Genomic DNA, 15,343 nt, shown 5'->3' on the forward strand with positions numbered 1-15,343 from the left:
CATTGTTAACCCCATTGCTGACACCTCGCTCACCAGGCCTCTTGCCTGCTGCTGTGGATGTCATTTTCCTACTTTTCAGGTAGTTTTTTTCATGAGGCAACGAATCGCATTTCAGGTAGATTTTTAGATGAGGCAATAAGGGACTGGCGGCAACTGCAACCGAAAACTTCTAAAACGTTTGGGACGAGGGAATTGATAGTTCAAATTTTTTGGGGATGGTTCGTTTAAAAACCCTGATCTTGGGATGGTCAAAGAGGCGGAAACTCAATTCCGAGCGGTCGTCATTTACGGTTTTTCCTAAAAACGAAGGCCGAACAGAAAAGGTATTGACAAGGCTAAAACCCAATTTTTCAGCATAAAGCCTGCGGAAGAACTGGACCACGGCCGGATATTCGCGCGCCCTAAAAGGAAACTGCTCCGATTGCTCGTCGCTCATGACGATGTAGTCGGCATCGGCAAGCCTCTCCCTGATGTATTTCCTGAATTTGTCGGGCGGGTTGAGAGAATCGGAAGCATAAGTAAAAAAATTCAAGGCCTTGAGCGTATAAAAATCATTTTTTACAAAGTAATCCTGGCCGTAGCCCACTGTATAACTGTCGTAAAACTGCGGATGGAAGAACATCTCGCCGAACAACGGCGTGGCATAGGAAATGTTGAACACGACGGTCGATCCTTGCGGAATGTTTTTATGAATCCAGCGGGAGGCCTGGATGCGGACATCGTCTTGTTTGTAAATGTTCAAATAGGCCAGTGTATAAAACATCGACAGGGAAGCCACTACGGTTATCCCGACTGTGACGATGACACGGTGAATTCTCGTTTTGGCCATTTCATAGAGATCCATTGCCAAGCGCGCGCCCAGAAGGCAGAGAAAAGGCAAGAGGGGAATGGCATAGCGGATGAACTTCATGTAGCCGAAGCCGAGGCTGAAGAAATAGATTGCCATAAACAGGAGAATGAGCCCATCGTTCTTCCATTTTCTCTTTAAAAAAGCCCACAGGAGACCCAGGAGGCAAAGGATCTCAAGAGTCGGGCCCATCGAGTAAAAGAACAGATTGGAAAACCAGTAGCCGACGGTAGCGCCGGTAAATTGGAAGGACCACTGGGGTGGAGTGGCTCCCTTTAGAATTTCAAAGGTCCTTCCCGACATGTCGAGGAAAGCGGCCGGGTTCATGACCACGTAGGGATGGGCGATAAGGAAGACGAGGGTAGCGACGCCGAAGCCGGCAACGAGTTTTTTTAGAGATTGCTTTGAGCGCAGGATTTGCCAGCGCTCTGAAAAAGAATTTCCCATACCCTCCCAGATAGACATCAGGTGGGCGGCAAAGATCACCGGGATCACCAGCAGGACAGTCTGCTTGGTGGCGATGGCGATGCCGGTCACGATCCCGGTGATGAAATACGATTTCAGCCTTTTTTTATCCACAATATCTGAGCAAAGGAAAAGGATCAGCACCAGGAAAAATGTCATCGGCACGTCGGTAGAGAAAAAGTGAGAATCCCTGACATGAAGCACAGTGAAGGCCAGGAAAAATGCGGCCAACAGGCCAATGCTTCGCGAATAGACGCGCCGGCCGAGAAAAAAGAGCATTAAAATTGTCGCCAGGCCGAATATGGCGACAATTCCCCTGGCAAACAGGTAAAAAAGCTTCAGGCTGGTCGGGTCGCCATGGTCAAAGGGGCGAAACAGGGTAGAAGCGGAAACCATGCCGATATTGAGAAACATGAGAACCGGCGGATACATAAAAAATTTGCGTTCTTCCTTGAGCAATCGCGCCACCGATGGCGTCGTCCGTAATTTTTCGGTGTTTGCGGCCAAAAGAAACTCATCCGAATTATAGTGATAAGGGAGGCCCCAACCCAAACCATAGAAGCGGACCCCGAACCCGGCCAAAAGGATCAGAAAAAGGAGGGCGGCTGTTTTTTTATTGTTTGCGGCCATGGTCGATTCTCAAAAGCGACCCCAATATGCTCTGATAGGCTTCGCACGGGGTCCAGCATTGGGGACAGTTGAAATCCCAGATCTCTTTTTGCAAGCTACGTGAAAATTCAGAATCCCACAATGCCAACAGATCATAGTCCCATTCGCGAAGATTCCCCAGACAGCGATCATAGACCGTGCACGGGTAAACGCCGCCGCTGGCATCCAAAAAACACGAAGAACGCAGGGCCTGGCAGCGGATGGGGGTTTTCTTGGTCTGCAGGAATTTGTTCACCCTTTTTAAATATTGTTTTTCAAGAAAGGAGACGGGGTTCAGCGGAAAGGTCCTTGTACGTATGTAGTTCTGAACCGTCTCGGCCATGGCCTTTTCCATGCCGGCAACCAAATCGCTGCCGGTATTGCCGAAATAGTGGCTGGAGGTATGGACGATGTTCACATGAAAATCATCATGGCTCAAGGGCGGGTATTTATTCTTGGCGGCCTGAAAAGTTTTTTCAAACTGGTCGACATTTAAGGCGGAAACGGTCATGCCCAGGACGGTCTGGACACCTGGAATTTCGCGTAATTGTTTGAAGGTTTCAATCTGCCTCCGCCAGCCGCCGGGAATCCCGCGGATTTGATCGTTGACCGCCTCGTCGCCATCCATGCTGACAGTCAGGATAAGCTTTTCCGGCTTCCACTGCGCGATTTTCCGGACCGCGGGGACGATGATCTCGGTCAAATAGCCGTTGGTGGGGAAATGGAGGAGCAGGAGATTCGGGCTTGCAGTAAGGATGATCTCGACGATTTCCAGAAAATCCTTGCGCAAAAAAACCTCTCCTCCGGTCAAGTCGATCCAGGAAAAACCGGGAGCCTTTTTGAAAAGACGTTCGATCTCGGCCGTGGAGAGTTCGTCTTGCGGGGGCTTCTGCCAGATATTGCAGGTCTGGCAGCGGTAGTTGCACTTGCTGGTGACCGCGAAAGTGAGCTTGTATGGGTGGTCCGGACGCACCAGGTTGGCTTTCAGGATATTTTTCGCTAGAACGGCGTATTTTTTTAAATTCACCGGTTTCGCTTAAAAAAGGGTGTAAATAAACGGGGCGAAAGGACTTCCCGCCGAAAGAAAGATCAATAAGCCGAGCAAGACCAGGATGACGATCACCGGGATCAGCCAGAATTTCTTGTTATGTTTAATGAAATCCCATAGTTCTTTCAAAACGCCGATTTTAGCCATTGTTTTTCTCCAAGGTTAATATTGTTTGTCGTAACCATGAACCGTTTGCGGGCTCTCGAAATAGGAAACGGCCGCCCGGTCATAACGCGGGGTCATGAACGCCTTCCCGAACAAGCGCATGATCAGGGAGATCGGGGTGAGGAGGACGAAAAATACCGTGGCGGCGATGATCAAAAATATCGCATTGCCGATGAACCCGGTAGCACTCATGATGATCTTGTAAACCGGCGCGAAGAAACGGGGCAGAATGATAAAAAATACCAGAACAACAGCCAGGGCGGCAAATATCTCGATTTTCAATGTCCCATCAACGTTCTTGAATCCCCGCCAGAGGATAAGGGCCGCAAAAACTGCCAGCAACACTAAAAAAATGCGTATGTTTTTGGACGAATCGTTCGTGTGTTTCATTAATCTAGCTGAAACTCCTTTTTCCAATCGGAATCGTTCACCAAGGCTTGCTGATCCTTTTTATCGAGGAAAAAATTCTCCAGCACGAGATAATCGATGTTGGTGCGCATGAAGCAACGGTAGGCGTCTTCGGGAGAATTGACGATCGGTTCGCCGCGGACATTGAAGGAGGTGTTGATAATGATCGGGCAACCGGTCAACTTGAAAAATTCATTGATGACGTCATGGTAATAGGGGCTGACCTCGCGGTTGACCGTATGCAGGCGGGCCGAAAAATCGACATGGGTGACGGCCGGCACGCACGATCGCTTGATGTACAATTTATCGATCCCTTTTCTCTTTTTATCTTCCTCCTTCATCTGGCAGCGGTACTTCTCCCGGACATCGTAGACCAGGAGCATGTAGGGCGAAGGGGCGTCGAAATCAAAATACTCTCCGACCTGCTCCTCGAGCATGGAGGGGGCGAAAGGCCGGAAGGACTCGCGGAACTTTATTTTTTGATTCATCAGCGACTGCATTTTTTCGGAACGGGCGTCGCCGATGATGCTGCGGCCGCCGAGGGCCCGCGGCCCGAATTCCATGCGCCCCTGAAAAAAGCCGATGACTTTTTCGGCCTGGATCAGTTCGGCCACTTTGCGCGGCGCCTGGCCGCGGGGAACTTCGGTGTATTTGATGTTTTTGTTGTCCAAAAATTTCTTGATCTGCTGGGGAGAATAGTCGGGTCCCAGGAACGACCCTCGCTGGGAGTCCTTTCCCGGCTGCGGTTTACGTTCGTGTTCCAGCTTTTTATGCCAGACGGTCAGCACCGCGCCCAGGGCGCCGCCGGCGTCTCCGGCAGCGGGCTGGATCCAGATATCCTTGAAAATCTGCTTTTTCAGGATCTTGCCGTTGGCCACGCAATTCAAAGCCACGCCGCCGGCCAGGCATAGGTTGTCGCAAGGGACGAGTTTCTTGGCGGTCAGGACGATTTTTTCCATTACCTCCTCGAGCACCGCCTGGATGGAGGCGGCCAGGTCCATGTCTTCCTTGCGCAGCGGAGTTTCGGGGAGGCGGCGCTTGACCTTGAACAATTTTTCAAAGCGGCGGTCGGTCATGGTCAGGCCGGTGTGATAACTGAAGTACTTCAAATTCAAGCGGAACGAACCGTCGGGCTTGACGTCGATCAGGTTGTTCAGGATAAGATCGCGGTACACCGGCTCGCCGTAGGGGGCAAGGCCCATGAGCTTGTACTCGCCCGAATTGACCTTGAAGCCGGTGAAGTAGGTGAAAGCCGAATAGAGCAGCCCCAGGGAATGGGGAAAGGTGATCCTCTTCAACACCTCGAAATCGCGGCCTTTGCCGTGGGCGATGGTCAGCGTGTCCCACTCGCCGACGCCGTCGACGGTGATGATCGCCGCTTCGGCGAAGGGTGAAGGATAAAAAGCCGAGGCGATATGGGATTCGTGGTGGGTGGTGAAAAGGAATTCGGCTTTCGGGGCGGCGACTTTTTCCTTCAGGATCTCCTTCATGAAAAGTTTTTCCTTGGCCCATACCGGTAAAACCTTTAAAAAACTTTGCACGCCGGCCGGGGCGAACTGCATAAAGGTCGACATCAAGCGGTCGAACTTGATGAACGGCTTTTCGTAAAAAACGACAAAATCGATATCGGCACGCGATATCCCGGTATAATCCAGGCCGGCTTGCAAAGCTTTTTCGGGAAAACCGGCGTCATGTTTTTTTCGAGAAAAGCGCTCCTCCTGGGCGGCAAAAACGATCTCGCCGTCCCTGAGCAAACACACCGCGCTGTCATGATAAAATGCCGAAATACCGAGGATGATCATGCCGTCATTATAGCAAAAAACGGCGGCCGCGTCTATCGCTTGCCTGCATTTCCATTGCCATCATTTTTGGTTGACAATTTCCTATAATTCCCCTAAAATTCCTTATGGATGGAAATTTGAACGGGTGAGCGGAATGGCCAAGGACGTTTACGGAAGCATTCAGAAGGAGTTGGGCGACGGGCGCAAGTCGCTCGGCAGCAAATATCGCGACATTTTTGTGGGCCGGCGCGGGTTCAGCGCTTTGCTGAAATACGAGCTTTTGACCTGTTTGTCGGCCATTCCGGGGGCATTCGGCTACACGTTGAGAAAGGCATTTTATCCATCTTTGTTGGGTCAAGTGGGCAAAGGGGTCGTTTTCGGACGCTACCTCACCTTCCGCCACCCGCACAAGATTCGTATCGGCGCCGGCACCGTCATCGACGACTATGCGGTCCTCGATGCCAAGGGCGAGGAGAACGACGGCATCCGCGTGGGCGAGCAAGCCTACATCGGCCGGAACGCGATCCTGAGCTGCAAGGAGGGGGCTATTCGCCTCGGCGACCACAGCAACATCTCGGCCAATTGCACCCTGCTTTCCGAGACCGAAATCGTTCTCGGCCAATACTGTTTTCTTGCCGGGAACTGCTACCTGGTGGCCGGCGGCAACCACAGTTTCGTTGACGTGACCATGCCCATCATGCTTCAGCCTTCGCTGGCCAAGGGGGGGATACGCGTCGGCGATGACGTTTGGCTCGGAGCCGGCGTTATTGTCCTTGACGGGGTAAGCATCGGTTCCCACTCGGTTATCGGGGCCGGTTCAGTCGTCTCCGCCGCGCTTCCGGAATATTCATTTGCTCGCGGTGCCCGGTCTATTAAGATCCAGGACCGGCGCAACGAGCCACAGAACGAAAAAAAAACCTAAAGCCAGCCGTTTTTCCGGTACCAGGCAATGGCCCGGGCAATACCGTCGCTAAAATCGATTCGCGGCGCATAAGCCAATTCTTTTTTAGCCCTGGTCGAGGACATTGCCTTCGAGTCGAGAAAAAAAGCAAGCTTGCCGCGGTTAAGGGGAGCTTCCTTTTTTACCAAAGCGAATACTTTCTCCAGACAGTATGCCGCAACCAAGGCAAAACTTTTAGGAAGCTGGAAGTGCGGGCAGGGAACGCCGCAGGCCGTTGCTACGATACGCGTCATCTCGGCCGCCGTCAGGATCTCATCACCGGCCAGGTGATAGATCATCCCTGTTTGCCCCTTTTGAGCCGCGAGCAAAACACCTGCGATAAGATCGTCGATGTAAACCGGGGTTTGCCTGGCCTTGGCGCCGGCAACAAGGGCGAACCTGCGGCAACAGACGGCGTTGATGAACTTGAAGGTGCGGCGGTCGCCCGGCCCGTAGACCCAGCCTGGCCGGACAATGACCACGTCGATCCCGTCGGCGGCGGCAAGGCAAGCGGCTTCCTCGGCCGCGAACTTCGTCCGGTCGTACAGCGTCCTGGGCGCCGGGGGATATTCCTCGTCGGCTATTTCTCCGGCCGCGATCGCCCCCAGGACCCCGATCGAACTGAAATGGACAACGCGCTTGACTCCGGATTTTCGAGCCGTAACAAGAACCGCCCGGGTGCCGTTGACATTGATCTCCCGGTACGCCTGCGCTTTGCTGACGACCGACCCGACGGCAGCCGCCAAATGAAACACGATATCCACGTTGGCCATCGCTTTTGCCAATGCCTCTGCATCCTGAATATCCCCGACAACCGATGAGACGCCTGGGGTTTCAGCGAGAGGAGTTTTGTGGACAAGGGCCCGGACTTCAAAGCCTTCGGTCTTTAATGCCCGAATTAAATGGCTGCCGATGAATCCAGAAGCGCCGGTGACAAGAGTCAGCATGGTTTCCCTATGCTAGGATTCTATTAGAATCCCAATCAGAACGCAAGGCGCGGATATGGGAAAGTTTGCTTTAAGGGAGCCGGCTTTCGATGTTCTTCTCGTTGACCGCAGTGACCCCGTACTCGTAATCGGAAGTTACCGTGATCCCGTTCTTGTCGCCAAATGAGAAAACGGTCCCATTAACCGCGCCGGCCATTATTTACTTGCCGCTTCGTCGACAATTATTCTTTTTAAAATTTCACGCCCAAACCGATGCCCATCTCGATGCCGCCGAGGTCGAAGGTGTCGGTGCCGTCGGGGAGCGCTTCGGCCAATGTCTTCTTGATGATGTTGTACTTGACGAAAAATTCGCCCAGAAGGGAGATGTTGCTGTTTTTCATAAAGCCGGGGTTGATGTCGAAATAGGAGCCGGCCTGGAAATAGAAACCGAGGGCGCTGTCGCTGGTATTCGGGAGGTCGGTTTCGCCGCTGATCGTTTCCGAATAAAGGTACATATTGAGACCGGCGCCGACAAAGGGTTCCATGAATTTCCATTTCAGGATGCGGTAACGGAGACCGAGTGAGAGGGGGATGATCTGGAATTTGATAGCGTTGCCGAAATAGGAGGTTTCTTCCTGGTCGACATAAAGCTTGGCCGAAGCATACACATCGGTCTTAGGCATAACCTGAACCGCGAACTCGATCCCGGGAATATTGCGGAACCAGTTGGGATAGACCAAACGGTAGTTCTCGTCGTTGACCGGAAAGCGTCCGAAGACCAAACCGGCCCGGAAACGGCTTTCAACTGCCATGGAAGGCTTCCCTTCTGCCGGGGGAGCAACGACCTTGATCTCAGGTTGTACAATCAATTTTTCTTTCCCGACTGCTTCCTGTTCCTTCAGTTTAGCTTTAGCCTCGGCTTTTTCCCTGGCCAGATCTTCCCGGTTGACAAGCCGGATATTTTTACCATCATTCAGGCAATCAAACCCGGAAACGATGAGTTCTTCGCCGGCGGCCAGACCTTTTTCGATCATGGTCCTGCCTTCCCCGCCAGCCCTGATGGTCACATAGAGTTTTTTGGCCTTGTTCTTTTCAACCACGTAAACAAAATCGCCCAAGCTGTCTTTTTGCACGGCCAGGCTGGGAATGACGATAACATCGGCATGCTTGCCCGTTAACTTTTTGAATATATAGTAAACGCCCTCTTTTACCTGGTTGTCATTGTTGCTTACCCTGAACCTGACCTGGGCATCGCTGAGCGCGACGACTTCAGCCTCGACCTTGTCGGGCAAACCTTCGCCAGTGCCGGTGAATTTGTCGCCAAGCGCCAATGTTCTTTTATCGGTATCAACCAAAGGAACCTGGAAGATCATCTGTTTCGGGTCGGAAATTTCCAACAAAAGCGAACCGACGGCCAGTTCGCTCTTCGCCGCCATTACCAAGTGGACGATGCCGGCAACGGGCGCCTTGATGATCATGTCGGCCTGGGCTTTTCTCGCACTCAAAAGATCCTGGGCTTTTTGGTAATCCCTGGCCGCGGCCTGCACCGCCCTTTCATCTTTCACTTTCCAGTTTTGGCGGGTGGTCAGAATTTTTTTCGCCTTGACGACATCGGCCGCCAGTTTCTTTATTTCTTCGCTCATACCGGCGTTCAACAGGACAAGTTCCTGATTCACGTCGACCAGGTTGCCTTCGCCTACCCTTACTTCGGAAAGTACTCCGGCAACAGGGCTGGTGACGGCAACGATCTCCGCTTTCCCTAGGCCGGAAAAGTACTGGTAATCCATAAAAATTCCAGATTTGACCGTTTCCACGAGCACGGCCACTTTTTTTGGGCATTCCATCCCCGAAAGCAAGATATTCTCGCCGGCGCGCAGCGCAGCAGATGCCGCGGCCATGAACAGCGCGGCCGCAAGCACAAAAAACAAACCTCTTTTTCTAAAGTTCATAAAAAAACCTCCAAGATTTAAAAAAATTGCCGGATAAGGATTTTCAATTGTCACACAAACCGTCTAGCTTGTCAATATACTATACTTAACCGGTCCATTCTCAGTCAGCCAGCCTAATGATGCGCCTATTTGAGCAAAAACAAAATTGAAAATACGGGCGCGGCCCACCAGTGCCGGTAGAGTACATGGCTGAACAGCGGCTGGACCTCCAGGAATCGGCAACCATGGATGCGGCAGGTTTAGAGACTATATGCCTGGCCCTCTGGGAAAAGGGGCGGGCCTTTTCGTTAGTGAAGATGAAATAGGGGAAGCCGTTTTAATCAAGCCGGCTTTTTATTCGCTTACCGTTGACCGAGTACTGGTGCTTCCTTACATCCTAAGGCAGGCGGCTTTCGATGTTCTTCTCGTTGACCGCGGTGACCGCGTATTCGTAGTCGGAAGTTGCCGTGATCCCGTTCTTGTCGCCAAATGAGAAAACAGTCCCATCGACCGAGCCGACGGCGAGCCACTTGGCGCTGCTCCAATGGATCCGGCGATAAATGTTGAACTTGATCACTTTTATGTTCTTGGCGATATTGTCGGGATTGTTTTCCCATTTCACCCCGTACATCCAATAGCCATGGAACAGGCTCCGCTCCATCGTCCTGACATAGGTGACATTGACTGGCGGCCGGATCGCCGGCTTCGGATAGTTGTAGAGGCAATAATAGGAATGGCCGTCGCCGTACTGGTCCTCGGTGAACCAGGTGGCCCAGAGGCCGAGATTGGGATCGGCCCAGAGGTGGAAGGGCGCCTTGTTGATATTCATATCTCCCAGGGTGATGGGCGTGCTGTCAAGCCACACCCCGTCCTTATAACGCAGCAGCTGCAGTTTGTGCCCCAGGTCAAAATAGGTGAACATGATTTCGTCGCCATGGGCGACGGCCTTTGAATTGAACGTATACCAAGGTGTCATCGGCGCACTTACGAGTTTGATGACCTTACTCTGGTCAAAGACCAGAGTGTCGCCGTTCCGCTCATAGGGCAGGTAATAATATCCGTTTTGCTGCGACCAGCAGAAGGTGATTATCCCCTTGGTTCCGGTCATGGCGATGGAGGGGAGAAAATGCCAGCCGGTGTAGTTCGATGTCACTTCTTTCTTGTCCACCACGACGTAGTTCCCGGCAGTGTCTTTTTTGATCAATGCCGCATTGATGATCAGATCGTCCGACCCGCGGTCCGCCTTCCACACCACGTGCAGATAGCCCGCTTCATCGAAATGGGCGTAGGGATTGGTGGCCGATCTCTGCGTCGGCATAGTGCTCAGGTTGATCTCGTTGCTCCAGGCTGTCTGGCCGCTTTTGCGAAAAAGAACATAAATGTCTTTGGCGAAGTTGGGCTGGCGCAAGACCACACATAAAGCGAAATCGTCGTTGACGGGATTGACCCGCAGATGGCTGTCCTCGGGATACTTTGTGTAGATCCGTTCGGGCGCGCTCCAGGTTTCGGTCGCAATGTTGAAATCGGCGGTGTATACGCCGATGCCGCTGGTGTCGTACACCTCGCCCCAGCAGGCATGGAAGTTGTCGTCGGCAGTGGCCACGACGCTGGTGATCACGATGTCCTTGTACTTAGACCCGGGCAGCTTCACCTGGGTGACCGCTCCCGTTGATTTCTTGATGAAATAATACATGATCGACTGGAACTTTTGGCGGAAAACGATCATGATATCGCCGCGTGAGTTGGTGGCGATTGAGGGGCACTTGACGCCGCTTTCGCCCTGCCCGCCCACAAAGGGAACCTGAAACTGGTCAATGGTCTGGGCGGCAATGGGCAGGACCAGCGCCAATAGAACCATGAAAAAAACAATCTTCTTGATCATGAACGTTTCCTCCAAACCTTAAAATTTCACGCCCAGGCCGATTCCAAACTCAAATCCGCCGAGGTCGAGCTGGTCGGTTCCATCCGGGAGCAGTTCGACCAAGGTTTTTTTGACGAGGTTGTATTTCAGAAAGATTTCTCCCAGGATGGAGATATTATGTCTCTGGGAGATATCAAAATAGGAACCGCCCTGGAAATGGAAGCCGAATGCTTTACCCATGGTGTCTTCCAGGTCGCTTTCGCCTGTGATCGTTTCCGAATAGGCATAATAATTGATACCGGCGCCGACGAACGGCTCGACGAATCGCCACTTCGGAAAGCGGTAGCGCAGACCGATCGAAAGGGGCGCCAATTTGAATTTGAGTTCATTGCCGTAAAAGGTGGTTGTCAGTTTTTCACTGAAAATCTTGTAGGACAGCCAGAAGTCGACATTTTTTACAGTATTGAACGAAAATTCGATTCCCGGGATATTCTTGAACCAGTTGAGATAGAATGACCGCAGATTCTTGTCATTGATGGAGAAGCGTCCGAAGATCAGTCCAACCCGGAAACGGTTTTTGAGGACTAGGCGGGTTTTCTTCGCTTCCGCCACCTCGGTTTTGACTACTTGTTTGGTAACTTTGTTTTCTTCCTCGGTTGCTGCCTTTTCTTTCACCTTGACCAAAACTTCAGCTTTTTCTTTGGCCAATTCTTCCTGGTTGACGATGCGGATTTTCTTGCTATCAGCCAGACATTCGAACCCGGAAATGATGAGCGGCGTTTCCGCAGACAGACCCTTTAAAACCATGGTTTTGCCTTCCCCGCTCTTTCCGGTGAGCGGCGTTTCCGTTGCCAGCCCCTTCACCATAGTTTTACCTGCCCGGCTCTTTCCAAGGGTAATATATTGTTTTTTGGCTTTTTTCTTTTCGGCCACGTAGACAAAATCGCCCAGGCTGTCATGCTGAATGGCAGAAGTAGGGATTACAATGGCATCGGGATGCTCGGCTCCCAATTTTTTAAAGGTAAAAATGACGCCCTCTTTAACCTGGTTTTCAGTATTGTTTACTCCGAACACGGCTTGGGTTTCGCTGACAGCAACGACTTCAGCCGCGACTTCACCGCTGAAGCCGTCAGTCGTTCCAACGAATTTATCGCCAATTGTTAATAGCCCTTTATCAGAATCGGTCAGGGAAATCGGGAACAGCATCTGCCGGGGGTTGGAGATTTCCAGCAGTAGGGCATTGGCGGCCGTCTCGCTGCCGGCAGCCACGACCAAGTGCACGATCCCGGACACGGGTGCCTTGACGACCTGATCGGCCTTAGCCTTTTTTTCATTCAGCAGATCCAGGGCTTTTTGATAGTCTTGCGTCGCGGCCTGAATCGCCTTTTCATTTTTCACTTTCGAGTTCTGGCGGGTGGTCAAAATTTTCTTTGCCTTGGCAGCTTCGGCGGTCAGTTTTTTTATTTCTTCGCCCATGCCGGCGTTCAACACAACCAGGTCCTGGCCGGCATCGACCAGGCTGCCTTCGCTGACCTTGATTTCAGAAAGCAAACCGCTGACCGGGCTTTTGACGGCAACGACTTCTGCTTGCCCTCTACTGGAAAATTGGAATTCCAGAAAAAGCTCAGTTTTGACCTTTTCCACGGTCACGGCTACTTTCTTCGGGCATTCGGTCTTTTCAACCGCTTTTTCTTCCTGAGTCGCTTCCTTTTCTTTCAGTTTGGCCTGCGCCTCGGCTTCTTTCTTGGCTAGCGCTTCGGCCTTTTTTTGGGCTTTCGCTTCAGCCTTTTCTTTGGCTTGTGCATCGGCTTTTTCCGAGGCTAGCAAATCGGCTTCTTTCTTGGCCAGCGCCTCGGCTTCTTTCTTGGCTAGCGCTTCGGCCTTTTTCTGGACTTTCGCTTCAGCCTCTTCTTTGGCTTGAGCTTCGGCTTTTTTCGCGGCTAACAAATCGGCTTCTTTCTTGGCCAGCGCTTCGGCTTTTTCTTTGGCTAATTCATCCTGGTTGACGCTGTTGATTTTTTTGCCGTCGCTGATGCAGTCGAATCCGGAAACGACGATCTCGCTGCCGGCGGCCAGCCCTTTTTCGATCATGGTTTTGCCAGACCCGGCCGCCCCGACGGTCACATAGAGTTTTTTAGCTTTTTTCTTTTCAACCACATAGACAAAAGTGCCCAGGCCGTCTTTTTGCACAGCCAGGCTGGGAATGACGATGACATCGGCATATTCGCTTTTCAGCTTTTTAAATATAAAGTTGACGCCTTCTTTGACCTGGTTTTCATCGTTGTTCACCCTGAACGTGACCTGGGCGTCGCTGAGCGCGACGACTTCAGCCTCGACCTCGGTGCTCAAACCTTCGCCAGTAGCGCTGAATCTATCGCCGATCGCCAATGTACCTTTTTCCCCGTCGGCCAGGGGGATCTGGAAGATCATCTGCTTCGGGTTGGAAATTTCCAGCAAAAGGGCATCAACGGCCAGTTCACTATTCACCGCCAACACCAGGTGGACGATGCCGGCCACCGGCGCCTTGATGATCAGGTTGGCTTGGGCCTTTTTCTCATTCAACAGGTCCAGGGCTTTTTGATAATCCCTGGCCGCGACCTGCACGGCCTTTTCATTTTTTACTTTCCAGCTTTGGCGGGTGGTCAGAGTTTTTTTCTTATTGGCGACATCGGCCGTCAGTTTTTTGATTTCTTCGCTCATGCCGGCGTTCAATACGACCAGGTCCTGGTCTGCATCAACCAAGCTGCCTTCGCTCACTTTTATTTCAGAAAGCATTCCGGCAACCGGGCTGGTGACAACAATGATCGCCGCTTTTCCCTGACCGGAAAAATACTGGTAGTCCATGAAGGCACTGGCTTTGACCGTCTCCACGAGCACGGACACTTTCTTGGGGCATTCTGTCCCCGATAGTAAAGTATTCTCATCGGCCCGCAGCACGCTGGACGCCGCCACCATGAACAAAACGGCTACGAGCATAACAAACACACCTGATTTTCTAGAATTCATAACAAAACCTCCATGATTTTTAAAGAGTTTATTAGACAGAGATTTAATTTTTGCATAAATTGCATTACTTGTCAATATACTATACTTAACCAGTTCCATTTTTTCTAAGTATCTGGAACAGCTCCCAAACATAGTCAAGTTCAATATAAACTCAAGTTGGTTATATTAATTATTGACAAGCAGTTGTGATCATTCTATAATGTAGGTATGACAAAACGAACCATATTATTGCTAATAATTTGGGGAGTTATTTTTGGCGGGCTTACCTACGCCAGCGTCGAAAACATTTCAAATTCAGCGGCTGGATCCGAAGATGCCCACGTCGCCATCAATTCATCCGGGGAAATCGGTGCCATCTGGTTGGAGAAGTTCTCGAACGGAGGCCAGCATGTCTATTTCTCCATCTATCGCAACGGGCAATGGTCAACCCCCGCCGGCATCCCCGGCCAGTCGGGAAGCAACGCCGATCCCTGCATCGCCAAGGGGGTGAACGGGGGATTCGTGGCTGCCTGGTATGATCTGGCGTTCTATTGCGTCCGCTTCTCCGAATACACAGGCTCCTGGTCGACGCCCATAACCGTTTCGCAGGTCGGCGGCTACGATATGGGCTCGCCTTCGATCACGACGACGACCAACGGCCGCATCGCCGTCGGTTGGCAGCGGGGAAATTCGACATTCCCTGATGCCTACGTGGCGATAGGTCGCGGCGGCAGCTGGTCCGGGCCGGTGAACATTTCGAATACAGCCTTCGGTTCCAAGTACATTGACCTGGCCCCCGGACCGAATGGTGAAATATACGCCGTCTGGCAGGACAACCTCTACCTGGCCAGCGCCAATGTGGACTATTTTTACACGATGATGAGCTCCGACCACGGCAATGGAAGCTGGACGACACCGCAAATCATTGACAACCTCAATGGTTGGACTTTCAGGCCTGTGGTCGCGGTAAATTCCAGTAACGATATTCTATCCTGTTTTTATTATATGCAGGGGTCCAGCTACTGGGCTGCAAACTATCTAAACGGCAGCTGGCAAAGTCCGCAGTTGCTCAGCGATACCGGCGACCACTATGATCACAACCTCTATTTTTCCGAGGCCTGCCCCTATGGGAATGACGGTTTCCTTTATATTTATCGCAATTGCAACCGCAATATTGTTTACCTAATCATCCGCAACGGAAGCGTGGGAAACAGGGTGGTCTTAACCAGCAGCAACCAAACTTATCATCCGAGCATCGATTACAGCTCCTCAATCGGAGCCGTTGCCGCCTGGACCGATTTCTCCGTGAGCAGCGACGTGTTCGTCGCTATTTTTGATCCC

Annotated in this window: 12 protein-coding genes; 2 read left to right on the forward strand and 10 right to left on the reverse strand. The window is 51.8% G+C overall.

What is annotated here, in order from left to right:
- Positions 1–169: 169 nt before the first annotated feature.
- The 5 genes from NTW95_04650 to NTW95_04670 form a co-directional block, all read right to left on the reverse strand.
- The gene (locus tag NTW95_04650; protein ID MCX6556708.1) at positions 170–1,726 is read right to left on the reverse strand and encodes a glycosyltransferase family 39 protein; all 1,557 of its coding nucleotides are present in this window, start codon (positions 1,724–1,726) and stop codon (positions 170–172) included.
- A gap of 199 nt (positions 1,727–1,925) precedes the next feature.
- Positions 1,926–2,987: a radical SAM protein gene (locus NTW95_04655; GenBank protein ID MCX6556709.1), complete on the reverse strand. Its 1,062-nt coding sequence runs from the start codon at positions 2,985–2,987 to the stop codon at positions 1,926–1,928.
- 9 nt (positions 2,988–2,996) lie between these two features.
- Entirely contained in the window at positions 2,997–3,155 is a 159-nt protein-coding gene (locus NTW95_04660; protein ID MCX6556710.1) for a DUF5989 family protein, read from the reverse strand.
- A 15-nt stretch (positions 3,156–3,170) separates the two neighbouring features.
- Complete coding sequence (locus NTW95_04665; GenBank protein MCX6556711.1) at positions 3,171–3,563, reverse strand: hypothetical protein; 393 nt, start codon at positions 3,561–3,563, stop codon at positions 3,171–3,173.
- Positions 3,563–5,383, reverse strand: coding sequence for a carbamoyltransferase (locus tag NTW95_04670; GenBank protein MCX6556712.1), 1,821 nt, complete (start codon positions 5,381–5,383; stop codon positions 3,563–3,565). Before NTW95_04670 ends, NTW95_04665 begins: the two co-directional genes overlap by 1 nt.
- Before the next feature lie 133 nt (positions 5,384–5,516).
- Here NTW95_04670 and NTW95_04675 point away from each other — a divergent pair, with 133 nt between their 5' ends.
- Positions 5,517–6,284 (forward strand): acyltransferase, encoded by a 768-nt coding sequence (locus NTW95_04675; protein MCX6556713.1) that lies wholly within the window; start codon positions 5,517–5,519, stop codon positions 6,282–6,284.
- Here NTW95_04675 and NTW95_04680 read toward each other — a convergent pair.
- From NTW95_04680 to NTW95_04700, 5 genes are all read right to left on the reverse strand, one after another.
- A complete protein-coding gene (locus NTW95_04680; GenBank protein ID MCX6556714.1) occupies positions 6,281–7,249 on the reverse strand; it encodes an NAD-dependent epimerase/dehydratase family protein in 969 nt (322 codons plus the stop codon). The genes NTW95_04675 and NTW95_04680 overlap by 4 nt on opposite strands.
- A 70-nt stretch (positions 7,250–7,319) precedes the next feature.
- Positions 7,320–7,445, reverse strand: coding sequence for a hypothetical protein (locus NTW95_04685; GenBank protein ID MCX6556715.1), 126 nt, complete (start codon positions 7,443–7,445; stop codon positions 7,320–7,322).
- Between the two features lie 34 nt (positions 7,446–7,479).
- Positions 7,480–9,177 (reverse strand): hypothetical protein, encoded by a 1,698-nt coding sequence (locus NTW95_04690; GenBank protein MCX6556716.1) that lies wholly within the window; start codon positions 9,175–9,177, stop codon positions 7,480–7,482.
- 376 nt (positions 9,178–9,553) lie between these two features.
- Positions 9,554–11,038: a hypothetical protein gene (locus NTW95_04695; protein ID MCX6556717.1), complete on the reverse strand. Its 1,485-nt coding sequence runs from the start codon at positions 11,036–11,038 to the stop codon at positions 9,554–9,556.
- An 18-nt stretch (positions 11,039–11,056) separates the two neighbouring features.
- Positions 11,057–13,993, reverse strand: a complete 2,937-nt coding sequence (locus tag NTW95_04700) for a biotin/lipoyl-binding protein (GenBank protein ID MCX6556718.1) — start codon at positions 13,991–13,993, stop codon at positions 11,057–11,059.
- Between the two features lie 237 nt (positions 13,994–14,230).
- Between NTW95_04700 and NTW95_04705 the strand changes: the two genes are divergently transcribed.
- On the forward strand, positions 14,231–15,343 hold a 1,113-nt coding region (locus NTW95_04705; protein ID MCX6556719.1), incomplete at its 3' end, for a sialidase family protein.

This window comes from Candidatus Aminicenantes bacterium (assembly GCA_026393795.1).
In the GTDB taxonomy this organism is placed as follows: domain Bacteria; phylum Acidobacteriota; class Aminicenantia; order UBA2199; family UBA2199; genus UBA2199.